Here is an 18,796-nt window from a genome sequence, read left to right on the forward strand (position 1 = left end):
TAGAATCGCCGCCGGTTCACATGAGGTTTTTCCATGCACGATCCCCACAGCGAACGCATGAGTGGCAGTGAGACCCGCGCAGCAAGCGGTCTGGCCCTGGTGTTCGCCTTCCGTATGCTTGGCATGTTCATGGTGTTGCCGGTACTGGCGACCTATGGGATGGATCTGGCGGGAGCGACCCCGGCCCTTATCGGGTTGGCGATTGGCGCTTACGGCCTGACCCAGGCGCTGTTCCAGATTCCGTTCGGGATCATTTCCGACCGTATCGGCCGACGCCCGGTGATTTACCTGGGGCTGATCGTTTTCGCCCTGGGCAGCGTGCTGGCGGCCAACGCCGATTCGATCTGGGGCGTTATCGCCGGACGCGTCCTGCAAGGCGCCGGCGCGATTTCCGCAGCGGTCATGGCCTTGCTGTCAGACCTGACCCGCGAGCAGCACCGGACCAAAGCCATGGCCATGATCGGCATGACGATCGGTCTGTCGTTCGCTGTCGCGATGGTGGTTGGACCGCTGCTGACCCGCGCCTTCGGACTGTCCGGACTGTTCCTCGCCACCGGCGGCATGGCGCTGTTCGGCATCGTGATCGTGATGTTCATGGTGCCGAAATCTACCGGCCCGTTGCAGCATCGCGAATCCGGCGTCGCACGCCAGGCTTTACTGCCGACACTCAAGCACCCGGACCTGCTGCGCCTGGACCTGGGCATTTTTGTGTTACATGCGATGTTGATGTCGAGCTTCGTTGCATTGCCCCTGGCCCTGGTCGAAAAAGCCGGGTTGCCCAAAGAACAGCACTGGTGGGTCTACCTGACCGCGCTGCTGATTTCCTTCTTCGCCATGATCCCGTTCATCATCTACGGCGAGAAGAAACGCAAAATGAAACGAGTTTTATTGGGCGCCGTCGCGACGCTGATGCTCACTGAGCTATTCTTCTGGCAGTTCGGTGACAGCTTGCGAGCCCTGGTGATCGGGACGGTGGTGTTCTTCACCGCGTTCAATCTGCTGGAAGCTTCCTTGCCATCGCTGATCAGCAAGGTTTCACCGGCGGGCGGCAAAGGCACTGCGATGGGGGTTTATTCCACCAGCCAGTTCCTTGGTTCGGCGCTCGGTGGCATCCTCGGAGGCTGGCTTTTCCAGCATGGCGGTTTGTCGGTTGTGTTCCTTGGATGCGCCGGCCTGGCTGCACTTTGGCTAGCCTTTGCTGTTACCATGCGCGAACCTCCCTACGTGACGAGTCTGCGCTTGCCGTTGTCGGCCGAGGCGATCCGCGAAGCGGGTCTGGTCGAGCGCCTGAAGGCCGTCGTAGGGGTAACAGATGCAGTGATCGTTGCAGACGAAGCGGCGATTTACATCAAATTGGACACAGAACTATTGGATCGCACCACCCTCGAGCGCCTGGTGAACAACCCGCCCGAGGCAGCGTGCGTAGCCTAGGAGAACGTTATGGCCCGTGGGGTTAACAAAGTCATATTGGTCGGTACTTGCGGCCAGGATCCCGAAGTTCGCTACTTGCCTAACGGTAACGCCGTGACCAACCTGAGTCTGGCGACCAGCGAACAGTGGACCGACAAGCAAACCGGTCAGAAGGTCGAGAAGACCGAATGGCACCGTGTTTCGATGTTCGGCAAGGTTGCCGAAATCGCCGGCGAATACCTGCGCAAGGGTTCGCAGGTCTACATCGAAGGCAAGCTGCAAACCCGCGAGTGGGAAAAAGACGGTATCAAGCGTTACACCACTGAAATCGTGGTCGACATGCAAGGCACCATGCAACTGCTGGGTGGCCGTCCACAACAGGGCGACCAACAAGGCGGGGGCAATAACTACCAGCAGTCCGCTCCAGCCCCACGCCAACAGGCTCCGCGTCCGCAGCAGTCGGCTCCACAGCAGTCGCGCCAGGCTCCGCCTCCACAGCAGGCAGCGCCGCAACCGGCTCCGGATTTCGACAGCTTTGATGACGATATCCCGTTCTGATTTGTAGCTTTCTCAGAACCGTAAACAAAAAAAGCGAAGCCATTCATCTGGCTTCGCTTTTTTGTTGGTGTTGTTTAACGGCTTGAAGCGGTCACATTAGCCCGTGCCGAGTGCAGTTTCTTGTAGCTCTCGATCAACCGCAGGTGCCGGTCGAGTCCCTCCAATTTCATGCTGGTCGGCGCCAAGCCATGGAAGCGCACGCTGCCGTCCACCGAACCAATCGCTGCATCCGTGCGCTCGTTGCCAAACATCCGGCGGAAATTGGCCTCGTAGTCTTCCAGTTCCAGGTCTTCGTCCAGTTTCATCTCCAGCACCACGTTGACGGCCTGGTAGAACAAGCCGCGCTCAACCGTGTTGTCGTTGTACTGCAGGAACATTTCCACCGCTTCTTTTGCCTCTTCGTATTGCTGCAGGGCGAGATAAATCAGCAGCTTCAACTCCAGGATCGTCAACTGACCCCACGCCGTGTTGTCGTCGAATTCGATGCCGATCAACGAAGTGATGTCGGTGTAGTCATCCAGCTCACTTTCCACCAGACGCTCCACCAATGCTCGCAGTTCTTCTTCGTCCAAGCGATGCAGGTTGAGGATGTCGGCGCGGAAGAACAGCGCTTTGTTGGTGTTATCCCAGATCAGGTCGTCGGCGGGATAGATTTCCGAGTAGTCCGGCACCAGGATGCGGCAGGCCTTCGCTCCGATATGCTCGTAGACCGCCATGTACACTTCTTTGCCCATGTCTTTGAGAATGCCGAACAGGGTCGCGGCTTCCTCGGCATTCGAGTTTTCACCCTGGCCGGAGAAGTCCCACTCCACGAATTCGTAATCGGACTTGGAGCTGAAGAAGCGCCACGACACCACGCCGCTGGAGTCGATAAAGTGCTCGACGAAATTATTCGGCTCGGTCACCGCATGGCCTTCAAACGTCGGCTGCGGCAAGTCGTTGAGACCTTCGAAGCTGCGGCCCTGGAGCAATTCGGTGAGGCTGCGTTCCAGCGCCACTTCCAGGCTTGGGTGCGCGCCGAACGAGGCGAACACACCGCCAGTGCGCGGGTTCATCAGCGTGACGCACATCACCGGGAATTCACCGCCCAGGGACGCATCCTTCACCAGCACCGGGAACCCTTGTTCTTCCAGCGCCTGAATCCCGGCGAGTATCCCAGGGTACTTCGCCAGCACGTCGGCCGGTACGTCCGGCAGGGCAAATTCGCCTTCGATGATTTCGCGTTTTACCGCACGCTCGAAGATTTCCGACAGGCACTGCACCTGGGCTTCGGCCAGCGTGTTACCGGCGCTCATGCCGTTGCTCAGGAACAGGTTTTCGATGAGGTTGGATGGGAAATACACGACTTCGCCGTCCGACTGACGCACGAACGGCAGCGAGCAGATGCCGCGTTCTTCGTTGCCCGAGTTGGTGTCGATCAGGTGGGAGCCGCGCAGCTCGCCTTCGCGGTTGTAAATCTTCAGGCAGTACTCGTCGAGGATTTCGCTCGGCAATGCATCTTTGCGGCCAGGCTTGAACCAGCGTTCATCTGGGTAATGCACAAACTCTGCGTTGGCGATGTCTTCGCCCCAGAACTGGTCGTTGTAGAAGAAGTTGCAGTTGAGTCGCTCGATAAACTCGCCCAGCGCCGACGCCAATGCGCCTTCTTTGGTCGCGCCCTTGCCATTGGTGAAGCACATCGGCGAGTGCGCGTCGCGGATGTGCAGCGACCACACGTTGGGCACGATATTGCGCCACGAGGCGATTTCAATCTTCATGCCGAGGTCCGCCAGAATGGCCGACATGTTGGCGATGGTCTGCTCCAGCGGCAGGTCCTTGCCAGCAATGAAAGTGCTCGCCTCTGAACTGGCAGCCGGCATCAACAACGCCTGGGCGTCGGCGTCGAGGTTTTCCACTTCTTCGATGACAAACTCAGGCCCGGCCTGCACCACTTTTTTCACGGTGCAGCGGTCGATGGAACGCAGGATGCCCTGGCGGTCCTTGTCGGAAATATCCGCAGGCAGTTCGACCTGAATCTTGAAAATCTGGTTGTAGCGGTTTTCCGGATCAACAATGTTGTTCTGCGACAGGCGGATATTTTCGGTGGGAATACTGCGAGTGTCGCAGTACAGCTTCACGAAATACGCCGCACACAACGCCGATGAAGCGAGGAAGTAATCGAACGGGCCCGGTGCCGAGCCATCGCCCTTGTAGCGGATAGGTTGATCGGCCACCACCGTGAAGTCATCGAACTTTGCTTCAAGCCGAAGGTTGTCGAGAAAGTTGACCTTGATTTCCATGGGGGATTACCAGAATAACGGGATAGACGAATTGGCCGCCATTATCCGGCTTTTCAGTCGTAAGTCTCGTTCTGTGCCTGGTTTGTCCCTGTTTCACCCTGAAGCCCGATGCACGGCACCGGGCCTTTTTTTAGGCGATGGATCGATCAATCAAGAATCAGGTGCGGCAGGAACCGGCTCGAATCCTTGGTGATCAGGCTGTTGTCTTCGCGCACGCCGATGCCGGCTGCCTGGTCGCCGATCACCCACGAACCGACCAGCGTGAAGCTGTCGTCAAACCGGGGCAGGGGGGCGAACTCCTGAAGGATAAACGGCGCATCCGTGTAGGGGCCGCCCTCTTTGACGATCAGACCGTCGGCAGTTTGCAACTCGATGTTGGCGCCTTCCCGGGAGAAGTAGGGCTTGCGCACCCAGCCTTTCGGCACGGCTTTGCTCGGGTCGGTATCCACGTGCGCCGCGAGCAGGTTCGGGTGACCTTTGTTGAATTCCCACAGCAACGGCAGGATGCCTTTGTTGGAGATGATCGATTTCCAGGCCGGCTCGAAAAACTGCGTGTCGCTCTGGGCGATTGCAGCGCCAAACGGCTCGTGGAAGATGAACTCCCAGGCATGCAGCTTGAACAGGTGCGGGATCCAGCGATCTTCAAGATCGACGAAACGTCCGTCACTGGTGAGGCCAATGTCTTCGAGGTCGATGTGGCGTGATTCGATGCCGACTTTTTCCGCGATCAGGCGCAGGTAATCGGTGGTGCCTTTGTCTTCGACCGAGTCTTTCATCGACGCAAAATAGAACGGCTGCTTGAGCTGCAACTGCGCAAAAGCCTGATGCAGCTTGGTGTCGATGCTGTTGAACTGGTCGGCATGCTTGGGCAGCAAGCCGCGTTCGATGCATTGCTCCAGCCAGCCCCACTGAAACGCCGCCGCTTCATACAGACTGGTCGGCGTGTCGTAGTTGAGTTCCAGCAACTTGGCCGGCCCGGTGCCGTTGTAGGAGAAGTCCATGCGCCCGTACAGGTGCGGATGGCCTTCGAGCCATGAAGTACGAACCAGGTCGAAGAACGGCGCGGGAATGCTCAGGCGCTCCAGCAATTCCTCGCTCTGCACCACGCGTGCCACCAGGTCCATGCACATGTGATGCAGCTCGGTGGTCGGGTCTTCCAGGTCGTTTTCGATCTGCTTGAGCGTGAACTGGTAGTACGCGCTCTCATCCCAATAGGGTTCGTCGTCGATGGTGTGGAACAGAAAACCGAGACTTTCGGCCGTCTGTTTCCAGTCATGACGTTCGGCGCAGAGGATTTTCTTCATGGCCCTGCTCCTTAGCTGCTCGAACCGCCAGAACTCTTGCTCGATCCGCCCCAGCCACTGCGTGCGCTGGCCTGGCTGCCGAAGCCGCCGCGCGAGGTGGCCGAGGCAACCGTCGCCGCTTTGCTGCGGGTGATGGTGTCGCTGTAGTTGCTGCTGCCGTAGCGCGCCTGGTTGGACCGGTTGAAGGTCGAACCGCTCGAAACCCGCTGGCTGAGTGTCGAGTTCGAGTAGCTGCCGCGATCATCGCGATAGCGGTAGACCGGCTCGGAGTAGTAGCTGTTGCGGTTGTTGCTCAGCATGTTGCCGATCAGCAAACCGGTCAGCAGGCTGCTGCCGGAGAACCCCGAGCCACTGGCGGCGCTGGCTTCCGACGCGGGCAGCTTGGCTTTGGCCGCATCCACTTCGGATTGCGTCACTTCGCCATCGGCGTTCAGTTCGAAACCGCCGAGCTTGGGGATGAACTTGCCGGCGGAGTCCTGCTGGCACCAGTCGGCGACAAAGTCGGCGTCGCAATCGGCCTGGTTGTCGTACACCGGCGCGATTTGGCGATGTTCGGCCATGGCCTTCATGTAGGCATCGGAACAGATGTCGACCGGCAGCTTTTCATCGGCGCACTGCTGGACGGACTGGAAGTTGTACTTCTTGTGTATCTCGTAGGTTTTTTCCGTCGGCCCGCAGCCTGAGATCGCCATGGCGACCGACGCGGCCAGGGAGAGCTGAACGTACTTGCTTCGTTTCATCACAATCTCCGTTGCGCGCGATCAGTTCTGGGAAGGGGTCATACACGCGGCGTTGAGCATGCCGACACTGATGGCCACGGCTGCCACGTAGATGCCGGCAGCGATTTCACCATTGCGGATGCGCTCGGACGTGCCCTTGAGTACCAGCGTGGTCATCAGGAACGCCAGCAGTTGAACGAACGCTGCGATCACGGCCCAGACCACGAAATCGAGGATGTTGATCGAATAGGCAATCACGTTGCTCGCTGGAATGGCGAAGCCGATTATCGCGCCACCCAGGGCAATCGCCGCGGCCACGTTGCCGGAGCGAATCAGTTCGAATTCCTTGTGCGGCGTGATGCGGGTGTAGATGAATTGGAACAGCGCGAACAACACGGCGGCGCCGATGATGTACGTCACAAACCCGAGGACGGCGGCCTTGTTCAGGGAGATGGAGAGCGCTTCAAGCATGGGAATCTTCCTTTTTTAAAGAGTGTTCAAGTCGGTGGTGTACAGCGAAATACCCAGCGAAGTGCTCAGGCTGATGGTGCCTTCAGCGTCTTCCTCCACGGAAAACAGCAGCAACTCGCGGCGATCGGTCAGGCCGGTATCACGGGCATACAGCATCGAACGGTGCTCGATGGTGTAGGACTCGTCCGGATTCCTGACGTGTTCGCTCAGGGGCACGAGTTCCGTTTGCCCTTCCTCGGTCCCCCATTCACGGGTGTATTCGACGCCGTTGTGGGTGTAGGTCGGCAGCCCGATCAGGCTTTGCGGGCCGGCCAATCGACGCAATTCCGCTTCGCTGGTGATGGTCACGTAGCTGAGGTAATTGAACAGAATCACTGACTCTACCTGCCCATCGATTTCGCCGGTGGTGTGGACTTGCAGCCAGTAGTCTTCGTCGTTCATGTAATAGCGCGAGAGCCAGGTCGATTGCCCGAGGTCGACATGGCCGACGCTCCAGATCTGCTGGGAACCGGGGATGGTCACGCTGGTTTTTTCGTCGAGCAGCAATTTCAGGGTGCTGTCGAACATCACGCCTTTGCCCTGCGCCAGACCCAGCGGGCCGACAACCGGTGGCGTGTCGTTGGCGGTCCACTTCGAGTTGGAGTTGGAATTCGTGCCCGGGGCCTCAAGCCCCATCAACTGTTTAAACCATCCCATTGGAGATTTCCTTCAGGCGAGTGGAGGCGATGTAGAAGAGTTCACCGCCCTCAATGCGCGTGGCATTGGGCGGATTGATCGAAGGTTGCTGCGCACCCCTGGCGCGGTAGCCGATGAGCGTCGCGTTGTGGCGATCTTTCATCCGCGAGTACAGCTCACCGAAGGTTGCCACATAGGTTTGGGGCAATTTCATCAGGTATTGCGTGGCGCCTTGGCCCACACACAGTAACTCGTTGATCACGACAGAGGAGCCCGGATCCTGGGAGGCGCGCACCAGCATTTCGATGGCCATGCTCGACGTGCATTCCAGGCTCGGCGCGTAGGAACTGGCGAGGGCGGCGATTTCGCTTTCGTTGAAGTGGGCGACCACGTGTCCGACCGGTTTCAGTTGATTGACCGCCAGCACGGTGGCCAGGGTCAAGTCGTCGGAATGAGTACGCACCAGCACGCGTTCAGCCCCGGGCACGCCGGCGCGCACCAACAGCGCGCCGGAGGACAGGCTTTCGCCTTTGATAAACGCGGCTTTGCCCTGCATCGGGTTTTCTTCAAGGTCGCAATCGCAAATAACGATCAGGTTGTCGTTGGAGGTTTCATCCTCCAGCAGCAACTCAATGACCCGCTCACTGGACGAGCCTTCCCAGCCGATGAGCACCGTATGGCCGGTCTTGCCGGTGAAATCGCCTTTGCCCTTCATGCCTTTTCTCCATACATCGATAACGCTGCTGGTGGTCTTGCCGATGGCTGCCGTTAACAGCGCAATGCCCCCGAGCATGACCCAGGTAGCCACGAAAACGCGCCCGGCCGCGGTCTGTGGCGCGAGATCGCCATAGCCGACAGTCAGCGTGGTGGTGAGATAGAAGTAGGTAAATGTGGCGGGGGCGGTGAGATGTTGCTCGCCCAACAGCACCAGGCCGAGATACGCCGTGCTCAGGTGAATGCCCAAGGCAATCGCCAGTCCCGCCCAGCCGAAACGGTGGAAGAAGGTCGAGGCGTACACGCGTAATAGAAGAAAAATCGACATGACGTCCCTGACTCCTTGGGAAGGCTAGTTCCAGGTAATGCTCGTGGCCCGAATCTGCAGTTACCGGGCGGCATTAAACCTGTTGCGCGGCGCCGAGAGAAGTACCTTGGCTGCAATAAATCCGGCGAAAGCCCCGGCGATATGACCCTCGAAGGAAACACCCTGGCGTGGCAGGAAGCCAAAGACCAATCCGCCATACAACAGCGCGACGACAATCGCCGTGATCAGGTTGCCCCAACTGTGCTGGAACCAGGCGCGCGACAGGATGTACGCCCACAGCCCGAACACCCAGCCGCTGGCGCCAATGTGCACGCCGGAAAAACCGAACAGCCAGACCAGCAAGCCGCCCAGGCCGATGATGATCGCGCTGGCGGCGATGAAACGGTTGAGTCCGTCGACGATGACCAACGTGCCGAGGATCAAGAAGGGAATCAGGTTGGCGCTCAGGTGCGCGAAAGATGCGTGGAGAAAAGGCGAGGTGAAGATGCCGGGCAGTCCGTAGAGGGTTCTCGGGACCAGGCCAAATGAAAGGAGGCTGTAGCCGCTGACGGCGTTGAGCACTTGCAGCGCGACCATGAAAATCGCCAGGCCGGCGATTGTCTTGAAACCCTTCAGGGCATCCATCCTTGACCTCGACTCGATAGAAAAGGGACAGCAACCAATTTTCCAGGGTGATATATGCAATCCATGTGGGAGCGGGCTTGCTCGCGAAGGCGTCTTGTCAGGCAGCATCAATGCTGAATGACACACCGCCTTCGCGAGCAAGCCCGCTCCCACAGGTTAGGTTATGCGCCCGGCCTGATTACTCCGCCGATTTTTGCTTCAGGCGTTCCAGGATCGCATTGGCGCTGCCGGTGTCCGGCGTAATACCGGCTTCGCGCAGTTTGCGCTCCAGGTCAGTGCCGGTCGATACGTCGGCCAGTTCGTCCTGGGCTTGCAGCTCGGCAGCACGTTGCTGCTGCTTGGCCTGCAAACGGTTCAGCGTACCGACGGCGGTTTCCAGCTTGCCGTTGGCGCCGCCACTGGCAATCGAAGCGCTGACCTGGGCTTTCTGCACGCTTTCGCGAGCCTTGGCCATGTCCACTTGCTGGCGCAGGCTTTTGATCCGGCTTTCGGCCTTGGTGATGTCTTTGCGCATGCTGTCCGCGTAACCGCCGAATTCGGTGGCTTGCTTCTGCTCGACGTCGAGTTCGTTGGTCAGGGTCGAAATGGCTTCGGCCACTTCCAGCGCCAGGTCTTCGCGGTTGGCCTGGATCGCGGCCATGGCCTTGGATTCCAGGTCCTTGATCTTGGCGTTGTACTCGGCCACGCGATCGGCCGACAGCTTGTGCTTGGCCATGATGGTGACCAGCTCGCGCTTGGCGTTGGCCAGGGCGCCATCAGCGTCGCGGATTTCCTGGTCGAGGATACGCAGGGCCTGTTGGTCGACGATGGACTCGCCGACTTCACTGGCGCCGCCGCGCAGCGCGGTGAACAATTTGCTCCAAATGGACTGAGTCATTGGATATCGCCTATTCCTGAAAAATTAATGGAAGAACCGTTCAAAGGCTTCGCTGGCGCGCTGCACGTTGTCGACGAGGGTTTTGACCTCGGTCACAACGTTGGTCAGGCTGGAATCGGAGCTCAATGCGCCAAACATGTTGTAGACGGTCTGCCCGTTCGGCATCGACTCGATACCGATCGAGGACAACGGGAACAGCTCGCGGCTGCGCAGTACGGCGTCGTTGAAGGCCGGCACGTCCTTGATCGACTCGACGTCCACCAGCACGGTGTCGACGATGATCTGCTCGCCCACCACGGCGATGTAAATCGGCAAGCCGCCGAAGTCGTTCATCTCCAGCTTGATGCTCGGCTCGGAGCCCTGAACGAGGGAAAGGGTGATGTCGTTGGAAACCACTTCATCAAGGGCCTGGAGGGCGCTGAAGAGGCGGTCGATGTTCCAGTTTGTACCTGCGCTCATGTAATTCTCCGACATGAATGAGCCAGCCAGGATCGGTTGGCGTAGCTGTTTCTCCATCTGCTTGAGCAGGCTTCGGTTTTCGGGAAGCACCCAAGTCTCGTGTTTCACATAACCGGCGGCACCCAGGCCCGCACGCATCTGCTTCATGTAGAAGCTCGACGGTTTTTTCGCGGACGGCTTCGAGCGCTCTCCCTTGCGGCTCGCTGTATCGGTAACAGGCTCGGCAGGCGGACCTGACGGAGAGCTACTTTTCATGCTGGTGACTCCGTAGTGAAAATCTCACGCGTGAGAAACACTACAGTGAATTTTCGAGGGTCTCAATAGCTCACGCGTGAGATTTTTACGGATGGAAATACAAAGGCCCGCAGCGCGAGAACGCTGCGGGCCTTTTTATTTAACCAATTGTTTCGATGATGTCAGCTGGCGAGGAATTCGTCGGCGGATACCACGCTCGCATAAGCAAATCCCAGTGCCGACATGAAAGCTGCGTGAACGTGGGCAGCCGGAACCGTCACACCGTTGAACTCCAGATCGCGGCTGGCGCAGGCGTCGTGGATCACTGTCACGCTGTAGCCCAAATCAGCGGCGGCGCGGGTGATGCCATCGACGCACATGTGGCTCATGCTGCCGACTACCACCAGATTTTCGATGCCTTGCTGGTCAAGGATGGCTTCCAGCTCGGTTTCGCGGAACGAGTTGACGAAGTGCTTGAGCACCACCGGTTCGTCGGCGCGGTTGAGGACTTTGGGGTGCAGCTTCGCGCCTTCAGAGCCAGGTGTGAAGAAGGGTGCGGCATCGGAGGTGAACTCGTGGCGGATATGCACCACCGGATCGCCGGCCTCGCGGAAGGCGTTGATCAGCCGTACAGCCTTGTCCGCCGCCGCGTCGGCGCCGACCAGCGGCCACTTGCCTTGGGGGAAGTAGTCGTTCTGGATATCGACTACGATGAGCGCTTGCTTGGCCATGAGTGTTTCCTCGAAGTGTGTGTGGGTGTGGAATGAAGTATCGGCGCTGGCCGGCCCGCCGAGGATTGGCCGCACCGACAATAGAAGGGGGAAAACTGACAATGGGCGTAGAAAGGCCAGTCGCCGAACTGGGCGTGTTGATCTATCCCGGCGCGCAGATGGCGGCGGTGCATGGGTTGACGGACCTGTTCGGGGTCGCGAACCGGATTGCTGCGGAGCATCAGGCGGCGCAATTGCCGATGCTGCGCATCAGTCATTGGCGCGGCGAGGGCGATCAGGTGCCCGAGCGGGTGTACGACAGTCATCCCGGCCCGGACAGCGCCTTGGTAGCAGTGATGATCCCGCCATCGATTGGCGGCTTTTCCGAGAGCCAGGCGCCACAAGGCGTGATTCGCTGGATTCGCCAGCAACACGCCCAAGGCGCGACCCTGGGCGGCGTGTGCGTGGGCTCGATCCTGCTGGCCGAAAGCGGCTTGCTCGACGGTCGTAGCGCCACCACCCACTGGACCTCGGCCAAAACCTTCGCCGAGCGTTACCCGGCGATCAAACTCTTGGCCGATACGCCCATCGTCGATGACGGCGACCTGATCACCACCGCCGGGCTGATGGCCTGGTCCGAGCTGGGTTTGCGCATGGTCGATCGCTTGCTCGGGCCGAGCATCGCCAGCGGCACTGCACGGTTTTTGGTGGTCGAGCACAGCGACAGCGCGAGCCAGTGCGGCAGCAACTTCGCGCCGATTCTCAGCCATGGTGATGCGTCGATTCTCAAGGTCCAGCACTGGCTGCAAAGCACTGGCGCGACCGACGTATCGCTGACCGCGATGGCCGAGCGCGCAGGGCTGGAAGAGCGCACGTTCCTGCGCCGGTTCCGCGCGGCGACCGGGCTCAAACCCACCGAATACTGCCAGCATTTGCGGGTCGGCAAGGCCCGGGAAATGCTCGAATTCACCAACGGCACCATCGACCACATCGCCTGGACCGTGGGCTATCAAGACCCGAGCGCGTTTCGCGCCACGTTCAAGAAAATCACCGGGCTGGCGCCGAGTGATTATCGGGCGCGGTTTGGGGCGGTTACCCGATAGCGACTACACCGCCAATTAAACTGTGGGAGCGGGCTTGCTCGCGAAGGCGCAGTGTCAGTCATCATCAATGTGTCTGATACACCGCTTTCGCGAGCAAGCCCGCTCCCACAGGGAAACGGTGCAAGTCTTCGGACCGTGCAAAATGCTCTAGTCTTGAAGTAAGTCGTGCAGAATCAAACAGGCCTAACGCCATCACTGCTTGAGCAAACATCTGATCTGAAAGCCATTTCTTTTCAGACACCGTTGGCTTGATCCCTGCACCCCTCAAGCCACATCCATCAGCGCAGATTGAAGGGGGACGCATGACCCCAACAAATCGCAAAAAACTGGTCGTCGCCCATTCCGTGCGGCCTGAAGCCCCGCTGCACGAAGTCGAAACCAATCGGGCGCTGGCCAAGTGGTTGGCGCAGATACTCGGGCTCAAATACGGCGGCAGCTACGACCCCGAACAGCACAGCGGCCGCGACCTGTATCTCTTGCCGACCCAGACCCTGGTGGGCGTCGCGAACGCTCGGCAACTGGGGGTTAGGGGCCCGGAGGATTTGTGGGGTGGTTACGTCGATCACGATTTCATCTGCACCAAAGCCATCAGCCACGGTTTGCTCAATCGTGATGCCCATGCACCGGAAGGCTGGTCACCGTTGTTTTCCGAGCGAGTGCGTAACGTCGTGCTCGATGGCCTCAGCGTATTTTCCCTGGAGGACGCGCGCCCGGCGGCGGAGCACTTGCTCAACAGCGGCCCGATCCGGCTCAAACCGATTCATGCGTGCGCCGGACGCGGTCAGGAAGTGATCAAAAGCTTGAACGAGTTCGACGCCATCCTCGCCCGGCCCGATGCCGAGCAGCTGTTCACCGAGGGCGTCGTGCTGGAGCAGGACCTCGACCAGGTGATTACCCACAGCGTCGGCCAGACCTTTATCGGCGACAAAGTGCTGAGTTACTGCGGTGATCAATACTTGACCGAAGACGGTCGAGGCGAGCAGGTTTACGGGGGTTCCAACCTGCTGGTGGTGCAGGGTTACTACGAGGATTTGCTGGAACTGGAGCTGCCGGACGATGTGCGCTTGGCAATCCAGCAAGCCCAGGTATTCGACAACGCGGCGGACGAGGCTTACCCCGGTTTCTACGCCTCGCGGCGCAATTACGACATCGCTCAGGGCCTGGACAGCAACGGCAAACAACGCAGCGGCGTACTCGAACAATCCTGGCGCATGGGCGGGGCCAGCAGCGCCGAAGTCGCTGCATTGCAGAGCTTCATTAACGATCCGGGGATGAGCGCGATTCGCGTGTCGTCGGTGGAAACCTACATCGATCAACCGCTGCCGGCGGATGCCATCGAGGTGTATCGCGGCCCGGCGGAAAACAGCGACTTTCTTCTCAAGTACGTAACGGTCAAATCCTATGACGGCTAGAAGCGAAACGATTGAAATCGATATAGACGGCGAACAGATGACCGGGCATTTCCTCAGCCCCAAATCGAAAGTCCCGGGCGTGTTGTTTGTACACGGCTGGGGCGGTAGTCAGGAACGAGATCTGGAACGCGCCAAAGGCATCGCCGGTTTAGGCTGTGTCTGTCTGACCTTCGACCTGCGCGGCCACACGGGCGGCACCGGCATTGCCTTGTCCCAAGTGACCCGTGAAGACAACCTGCGAGATTTGCTGGCCGCTTACGACCGCTTGCTCGCCCACCCAGCCCTCGACACCTCGGCGATTGCGGTGGTCGGCACCAGTTATGGCGGTTATCTGGCGGCGATCCTCACGTCATTGCGCCCGGTGCGCTGGCTGGCGCTGAGGGTGCCGGCGCTGTATCGCGACGAGCAATGGCATACGCCCAAGCGGGATCTGGATAAGGTGGATCTGCTGGATTACCGCAGCACCTTGGTGCATTCCGAGAACAATCGGGCGCTGCATGCCTGCGCGGCGTTTACCGGGGATGTGCTGTTGGTGGAGTCGGAGACTGACGATCACATTCCCCACGCGACGATCATGAGTTATCGCGCCGCGTGCCAGCAGACGCACTCCCTCACCCACCGCATCATTGATGGCGCCGACCACACCCTGAGCGACCCCGTTTCACAACAGGCCTACACCTCGATCCTCGTGGACTGGATCACGGAAATGGTGGTGGGTGAGCGGTTGAGCATTATTCAGTCCAGTTGAATCGGTGGTGCCCTTTCGATCATTCGCGAGCAAGCCCGCTCCCACAGGGAAACGCATTCCAATGTGGGAGCGGGCTTGCTCGCGAAAGCGGCAGCCGCTTCACCACAAGTTTCAAGATGGTTTCTTCGCAATCCGCAACGACTTGGCCTTGGCTTCCACCACCAAATACATCACCAGCGTAATCAACAACGGCAATATGAAATAAATCGCCCGATACGCCAGCAACCCCGCCACCAGGCTGCCCCGCGACGCTTCGTGTTGCAGCAGCGCCACGAACACCGCCTCCAGCACCCCAAGCCCCGCCGGAATGTGCGTAATGACCCCGGCAATCGCGCTGATCAGCAACACCCCCAGCACCAACGGATAATCCAGCTTGCTTGGCAACAGGGTGAAAATCACCGCCGCCATCAGCGACCAATTCAACGCTCCGAGCGCCAGTTGCAGCACCGCCATGCGCAGCGACGGCAGGTTGATTTCCACCCCGCGTATCGCCCATTCCCGACGCTTGGAGAACTGGCATGCCGCCAGATACCCCGCGCTGATCACCAGCAACAGCACCCCGACGCCTTGCAAAGCATCGCTGCTCAGTTTCCAGCCCGGCGGCATTCTGACCAGACCGCTACTGAAGATCGCGCCGGCAATCACCATGTAACCAAACCAGTTGGTCGCCAGGCTCAGCCCGAGGATTTTCGCGATGTTGCTTTTGCTCACACCCAACCGTGAATACAACCGATAGCGCATGGCTATGCCGCCGACCCAGGCGCTCAGGTTGAGGTTGAAGGCGTAGCTGATGATGCCCACCGGCAGGATCTGTTTCCAGGTCAGGTCCTGGCGGATGTAGGTGCGGCCGATCAGGTCGAAGCAGGCGTAGACCAGGAAACTCACCAACGTCAGCCCGGAAGCGATGATCAGCGTGCGCACCTTGAAATCGGCCAGGGTGTCGAACACCTCGTTCCATTCAATGCGCTGGGCGAGCATCGTGAACAACACGATCAGTGCCAGGAAAAACAGCATCGTCAGCGGTTTTTTCCAACGGCTCCAGCGGGACTTTTTTGCAGGCGCAGCGCTGTCGGCGTGGGTCGCCGGTGGTGCATCAGAGTGGCTCATGATGATCGCTCCCGGCCGTGTGGATGAAGGGTTTCAGGCGCGGCTTGTGCGCCGGCAGCCAACCGGCCCATGCCGGAAAATGGCGCAGGAAGTGGAACACCAGGAAGCCGACGGTCATGTGCCAGACCCTCCCGCGTGGGGCCTTGTCCGGCGACATGGCTTTGCAATGGTTGTTGCTCAGGTCTTCAAGGCGCTCAAACAATTGGCGGTTGAATGTTCGGTCGCGGATCAACACATTGGCTTCCAGGTTCATCGACAGGCTCAACGGGTCGAGGTTGCTCGAACCGACGGTGCTCCAGTCTTCATCCACCAGGGCGACTTTGCCGTGCAGCGGTCGCTCGCAATATTCATGAATCTGTACGCCGGACTTGAGCAGGTAGTCGTAGGTCATGCGTGCGGCAAGCTTGGCCACCAGCATGTCCGGCTGACCTTGCAGAATCAGCCGCACCTCGACGCCACGCCGGGCCGCGTTGCGGATCTCTCGCAGCAGGCGATAACCAGGAAAGAAGTAAGCGTTGGCGATGACAACGCGGCGCTGGGCGCTGCGCAGGACTTGCCGGTAAACCTCTTCGATGTCGGTGCGGTGGTCGCCGTTGTCGCGGTACACCAGCCGGACCTGACCGTCATGGTCGTTGAAGGCCAATTCCGAACGTCGTTGGCGGCGGCGTTGCCACCAATATTTGGCGCGAGCCGGGCGACCGCTTTGCAGCAGGGCGAAGTGATGAATGTCCGCCACCGCCGGGCCTTGCACTTCCACGGAATAATCCTGCTTGGCCTCGGGGCCGAAGTCGGCCAGGTGGTCGGCGGAAAAGTTGATCCCGCCGATAAACGCAATCGTGCCATCGACCACCACAATCTTGCGGTGCAGGCGGCGGAACCAGTTGGTGCGGAACCCCAGATGCTTGGGCGCCGGGTCGAAGATCTGGATGTGCACGCCAGCCTCGCTCAGAGCCGCGAGATAGGCGGTGGTCAGCTCGCCACAGCCGAAACCGTCGAGGCTGGCGGTAACGCGCACGCCCCTTTGCGCGGCTTCGATCAGCACTTGCTGCAGCTCATTGCCGACCTTGTCTTCGAAAACAATGAAGGTTTCCAGGAGGATTTCCGTCTTGGCCGCGCGCATGGCCTCGAACACCCGTGGAAAATACGCTTCACCGTTTTCCAGTAGCTCGACAAGGTTGTTGCCCTGCCAGGCATATTCGACATCAACCGCCGCCGGCTCGACCATCGGTGGCGCGGGAATTTGTTGCACGCTGGCTTTCTCCATCGGGGGATTGCTCATAGCTCGATCTCCACCGAAAGCGGTGCGTGGTCAGAGAGGTGGGACCAAGGCCGCGCGGCCAATACTTGCGGACGACTGGCCTTGAGGTTGCGCACATAGATGCGGTCCAGGCGCAGCGCCGGCCAGCGCGCCGGAAAGGTACGGGCCGGTTTGCCGTGGTGCTCGGCGAAGACTTCGCGCAGGCCCGCAGGTTTAAGCAGTGCATCGGCGCGCTGGCGCCAATCGTTGAAGTCACCGGCGACGATCACTCGCGCATCATCTGGCAGCTCTGCGAGGCGCCGGGTCAGCAGGTTCAGTTGTTCGGTGCGATGCGCTTCATGCAGCCCGAGGTGGACGCAAATCGCGTGCACTTCCAGAGCATCGCCGGGCAAGCGCAGCACGCAATGCAGGATGCCGCGGTTCTCGTGGCCGCTGATGGACACGTCGAGGTTGTCGTGGCGCACGATCTGGAATTTCGACAGCAAGGCATTGCCGTGATCTCCCGCCGGGTACACCGCGTTGCGGCCGTAAGCAAACTGCGGCCACAGGGTGTCGGCGAGGAATTCGTATTGCGGCATTGTCGGCCAGTTGCTGTAGCGCTGGGGATGCTGCTCGTGGGTGCCGTGGACTTCCTGCAAAAACACCACGTCGGCAGACACGCTACGCACCGCTTCGCGCAACTCGGGCAGGATGAAGCGCCGGTTGAGTGCGGTGAATCCCTTATGAGTATTGACCGTCAGCACGGTAAATCGGCGCACCGCTGTGATGATGGTTTCATGCTCGTCGGTGCTGCCGACCGGTTCGGAAATACTCATGGCAGCACTCCTGCGGCGGCGGGCTCACCGGGGCGGGTGGCGAGGTCATCGCCGAGGTGAAAGCGCTCCAGCAGGCTGCGTGCGTCGAAGGGCGCGCGAACCTTGATGTCGTTATCGAAATAGCAGAAGACTTCCCGGGATTTGCGCACCTTGGGTTTTTGCCGCGGCGCGATCAAATGCGGGTCCGCCGGTTGTTGGCCGTGATTCCAGGCATCGATCCGCTCGCCCCAATGTTCCAGCGCTTGGGGCGTGTAGCCGCTGGCGTAGAGCTCTTCGGCACCGTGCAGGCGCAGGTACACGAAATCGCTGGTGATGTCTTCGCGGTACGGCCACTTGCCGGCAGTGTCGGCGATCACCAAGGCGGTGTTGTAGCGCCGCAGCAGACGGGTGAAGGCCGGGTCTAAAAAGCTGTCGTGGCGAATTTCCACCGCGTGGCGCAGCGGTTTTTTGCCGTGGGCCTTCATGCTCGCGTGGCCATTCACATGCGCATCGTGCTGGCGGGCGAGGGCGGCGGCCTGTTCGGTGTTGTGCGGCAGTTGTTCGAGGAAATGTTCAAACAGCTCCGCGTCGAATTTGAAGCTGGGCGGGAATTGCCAGAGGATCGGGCCGAGTTTTTCCTTGAGTTCCAACACTCCTGACGCGAAGAAATTCGCGAGGGGTTTGTGAACGTCCCGCAGGCGCTTGATGTGGGTGATGAAACGCGGGGCTTTGACGCTGAAGACGAAGCCTTGCGGGGTTTCGTCGTACCACTGCAGATAGCGTTCAGGCCGTTGCAGGGCGTAGAACGATCCATTGATTTCGATGCTGTTGACCGCTCGCGAGGCGAATTGCAATTCGCGCTTCTGGGTCAACCCCTTCGGGTAAAACCCCCCGCGCCACGGTATGTAGCGCCAGCCTGAAATACCAATATGAATCGCCGCCATGTGTCCTCCCCGTCGAATACCCTCCGTCTTTTGATGACTGTCGGGCAAACGAGAAAGTTTCCACGGGG

General features: G+C 59.8%; 19 protein-coding genes. 5 read left to right on the forward strand and 14 right to left on the reverse strand.

Annotated features, from left to right (window positions below):
* Positions 1 to 33 precede the first annotated feature (33 nt).
* Both NK667_RS30890 and NK667_RS30895 read left to right on the forward strand, forming a co-directional pair.
* On the forward strand, positions 34 to 1,431 hold the full coding sequence (locus NK667_RS30890; RefSeq protein ID WP_054052253.1) for an MFS transporter: 1,398 nt from the start codon (positions 34 to 36) through the stop codon (positions 1,429 to 1,431).
* A gap of 9 nt (positions 1,432 to 1,440) precedes the next feature.
* A complete protein-coding gene (locus NK667_RS30895) occupies positions 1,441 to 1,968 on the forward strand; it encodes a single-stranded DNA-binding protein (RefSeq protein WP_010467282.1) in 528 nt (175 codons plus the stop codon).
* A 74-nt stretch (positions 1,969 to 2,042) separates the two neighbouring features.
* Here NK667_RS30895 and NK667_RS30900 read toward each other — a convergent pair whose 3' ends face one another.
* From NK667_RS30900 to NK667_RS30950, 10 genes are all read right to left on the reverse strand, one after another.
* Positions 2,043 to 4,247 (reverse strand): OsmC domain/YcaO domain-containing protein, encoded by a 2,205-nt coding sequence (locus NK667_RS30900; RefSeq protein ID WP_054616801.1) that lies wholly within the window; start codon positions 4,245 to 4,247, stop codon positions 2,043 to 2,045.
* A gap of 146 nt (positions 4,248 to 4,393) precedes the next feature.
* Entirely contained in the window at positions 4,394 to 5,551 is a 1,158-nt protein-coding gene (locus NK667_RS30905) for a glutathionylspermidine synthase family protein (RefSeq protein WP_054616800.1), read from the reverse strand.
* 11 nt (positions 5,552 to 5,562) lie between these two features.
* Positions 5,563 to 6,291 (reverse strand): DUF1190 domain-containing protein, encoded by a 729-nt coding sequence (locus NK667_RS30910; RefSeq protein WP_054616799.1) that lies wholly within the window; start codon positions 6,289 to 6,291, stop codon positions 5,563 to 5,565.
* A gap of 21 nt (positions 6,292 to 6,312) precedes the next feature.
* Entirely contained in the window at positions 6,313 to 6,741 is a 429-nt protein-coding gene (locus tag NK667_RS30915) for a DUF350 domain-containing protein (protein WP_054052260.1), read from the reverse strand.
* A 15-nt stretch (positions 6,742 to 6,756) separates the two neighbouring features.
* Positions 6,757 to 7,437: a DUF2491 family protein gene (locus tag NK667_RS30920; RefSeq protein ID WP_054052262.1), complete on the reverse strand. Its 681-nt coding sequence runs from the start codon at positions 7,435 to 7,437 to the stop codon at positions 6,757 to 6,759.
* Complete coding sequence (locus NK667_RS30925; protein ID WP_054616798.1) at positions 7,424 to 8,458, reverse strand: ion channel; 1,035 nt, start codon at positions 8,456 to 8,458, stop codon at positions 7,424 to 7,426. The genes NK667_RS30920 and NK667_RS30925 overlap by 14 nt, the downstream gene beginning before the upstream one ends.
* Positions 8,459 to 8,518: 60 nt before the next feature.
* A complete protein-coding gene (locus tag NK667_RS30930) occupies positions 8,519 to 9,082 on the reverse strand; it encodes a rhomboid family intramembrane serine protease (RefSeq protein WP_054052266.1) in 564 nt (187 codons plus the stop codon).
* 178 nt (positions 9,083 to 9,260) lie between these two features.
* Positions 9,261 to 9,959 (reverse strand): PspA/IM30 family protein, encoded by a 699-nt coding sequence (locus tag NK667_RS30940; protein ID WP_054052268.1) that lies wholly within the window; start codon positions 9,957 to 9,959, stop codon positions 9,261 to 9,263.
* 24 nt (positions 9,960 to 9,983) lie between these two features.
* Complete coding sequence (locus NK667_RS30945) at positions 9,984 to 10,565, reverse strand: YjfI family protein (protein WP_152981122.1); 582 nt, start codon at positions 10,563 to 10,565, stop codon at positions 9,984 to 9,986.
* Positions 10,566 to 10,834: 269 nt separating this feature from the next.
* Positions 10,835 to 11,383 carry a cysteine hydrolase family protein gene (locus tag NK667_RS30950; RefSeq protein ID WP_054052273.1) on the reverse strand — a complete coding sequence of 183 codons (549 nt, stop codon included), beginning with the start codon at positions 11,381 to 11,383 and terminating at the stop codon, positions 10,835 to 10,837.
* A 101-nt stretch (positions 11,384 to 11,484) separates the two neighbouring features.
* Here NK667_RS30950 and NK667_RS30955 point away from each other — a divergent pair, with 101 nt between their 5' ends.
* From NK667_RS30955 to NK667_RS30965, 3 genes are all read left to right on the forward strand, one after another.
* Complete coding sequence (locus NK667_RS30955; RefSeq protein WP_054616797.1) at positions 11,485 to 12,465, forward strand: GlxA family transcriptional regulator; 981 nt, start codon at positions 11,485 to 11,487, stop codon at positions 12,463 to 12,465.
* A 302-nt stretch (positions 12,466 to 12,767) separates the two neighbouring features.
* A complete protein-coding gene (locus tag NK667_RS30960) occupies positions 12,768 to 13,877 on the forward strand; it encodes a DUF3182 family protein (RefSeq protein WP_054616796.1) in 1,110 nt (369 codons plus the stop codon).
* Positions 13,867 to 14,625 (forward strand): alpha/beta hydrolase family protein, encoded by a 759-nt coding sequence (locus tag NK667_RS30965; protein WP_054616795.1) that lies wholly within the window; start codon positions 13,867 to 13,869, stop codon positions 14,623 to 14,625. The genes NK667_RS30960 and NK667_RS30965 overlap by 11 nt, the downstream gene beginning before the upstream one ends.
* A 111-nt stretch (positions 14,626 to 14,736) precedes the next feature.
* Here NK667_RS30965 and NK667_RS30970 read toward each other — a convergent pair whose 3' ends face one another.
* Genes NK667_RS30970 through NK667_RS30985 form a run of 4 tightly spaced genes read right to left on the reverse strand, consistent with a single transcriptional unit; the run spans position 14,737 to position 18,728 of the window.
* A complete protein-coding gene (locus tag NK667_RS30970; protein ID WP_054052281.1) occupies positions 14,737 to 15,732 on the reverse strand; it encodes a lysylphosphatidylglycerol synthase domain-containing protein in 996 nt (331 codons plus the stop codon).
* On the reverse strand, positions 15,719 to 17,011 hold the full coding sequence (gene clsB / locus NK667_RS30975) for a cardiolipin synthase ClsB (protein WP_054052283.1): 1,293 nt from the start codon (positions 17,009 to 17,011) through the stop codon (positions 15,719 to 15,721). Before clsB ends, NK667_RS30970 begins: the two co-directional genes overlap by 14 nt.
* Complete coding sequence (locus NK667_RS30980; protein WP_054052285.1) at positions 17,008 to 17,805, reverse strand: endonuclease/exonuclease/phosphatase family protein; 798 nt, start codon at positions 17,803 to 17,805, stop codon at positions 17,008 to 17,010. The genes clsB and NK667_RS30980 overlap by 4 nt, the downstream gene beginning before the upstream one ends.
* Positions 17,802 to 18,728: a DUF72 domain-containing protein gene (locus NK667_RS30985; protein WP_054616794.1), complete on the reverse strand. Its 927-nt coding sequence runs from the start codon at positions 18,726 to 18,728 to the stop codon at positions 17,802 to 17,804. Before NK667_RS30985 ends, NK667_RS30980 begins: the two co-directional genes overlap by 4 nt.
* Positions 18,729 to 18,796: the final 68 nt, after the last annotated feature.

Source organism: Pseudomonas nunensis, from assembly GCF_024296925.1.
In the GTDB taxonomy this organism is placed as follows: domain Bacteria; phylum Pseudomonadota; class Gammaproteobacteria; order Pseudomonadales; family Pseudomonadaceae; genus Aquipseudomonas; species Aquipseudomonas nunensis.

Coding starts and splice junctions, on each gene's coding strand:
- NK667_RS30915 (WP_054052260.1), bottom strand. CDS start 6,741: ATGCTTGAAGCGCTCTCCATCTCCCTGAACAAGGCCGCCGTCCTCGGG.
- NK667_RS30955 (WP_054616797.1), top strand. CDS start 11,485: ATGGGCGTAGAAAGGCCAGTCGCCGAACTGGGCGTGTTGATCTATCCC.
- NK667_RS30900 (WP_054616801.1), bottom strand. CDS start 4,247: ATGGAAATCAAGGTCAACTTTCTCGACAACCTTCGGCTTGAAGCAAAG.
- NK667_RS30945 (WP_152981122.1), bottom strand. CDS start 10,565: ATGAAGCAGATGCGTGCGGGCCTGGGTGCCGCCGGTTATGTGAAACAC.
- NK667_RS30960 (WP_054616796.1), top strand. CDS start 12,768: ATGACCCCAACAAATCGCAAAAAACTGGTCGTCGCCCATTCCGTGCGG.
- clsB (WP_054052283.1), bottom strand. CDS start 17,011: ATGAGCAATCCCCCGATGGAGAAAGCCAGCGTGCAACAAATTCCCGCG.
- NK667_RS30920 (WP_054052262.1), bottom strand. CDS start 7,437: ATGGGATGGTTTAAACAGTTGATGGGGCTTGAGGCCCCGGGCACGAAT.
- NK667_RS30980 (WP_054052285.1), bottom strand. CDS start 17,805: ATGAGTATTTCCGAACCGGTCGGCAGCACCGACGAGCATGAAACCATC.
- NK667_RS30965 (WP_054616795.1), top strand. CDS start 13,867: ATGACGGCTAGAAGCGAAACGATTGAAATCGATATAGACGGCGAACAG.
- NK667_RS30970 (WP_054052281.1), bottom strand. CDS start 15,732: ATGAGCCACTCTGATGCACCACCGGCGACCCACGCCGACAGCGCTGCG.
- NK667_RS30925 (WP_054616798.1), bottom strand. CDS start 8,458: ATGTCGATTTTTCTTCTATTACGCGTGTACGCCTCGACCTTCTTCCAC.
- NK667_RS30985 (WP_054616794.1), bottom strand. CDS start 18,728: ATGGCGGCGATTCATATTGGTATTTCAGGCTGGCGCTACATACCGTGG.
- NK667_RS30895 (WP_010467282.1), top strand. CDS start 1,441: ATGGCCCGTGGGGTTAACAAAGTCATATTGGTCGGTACTTGCGGCCAG.
- NK667_RS30930 (WP_054052266.1), bottom strand. CDS start 9,082: ATGGATGCCCTGAAGGGTTTCAAGACAATCGCCGGCCTGGCGATTTTC.
- NK667_RS30940 (WP_054052268.1), bottom strand. CDS start 9,959: ATGACTCAGTCCATTTGGAGCAAATTGTTCACCGCGCTGCGCGGCGGC.
- NK667_RS30905 (WP_054616800.1), bottom strand. CDS start 5,551: ATGAAGAAAATCCTCTGCGCCGAACGTCATGACTGGAAACAGACGGCC.
- NK667_RS30950 (WP_054052273.1), bottom strand. CDS start 11,383: ATGGCCAAGCAAGCGCTCATCGTAGTCGATATCCAGAACGACTACTTC.
- NK667_RS30910 (WP_054616799.1), bottom strand. CDS start 6,291: ATGAAACGAAGCAAGTACGTTCAGCTCTCCCTGGCCGCGTCGGTCGCC.
- NK667_RS30890 (WP_054052253.1), top strand. CDS start 34: ATGCACGATCCCCACAGCGAACGCATGAGTGGCAGTGAGACCCGCGCA.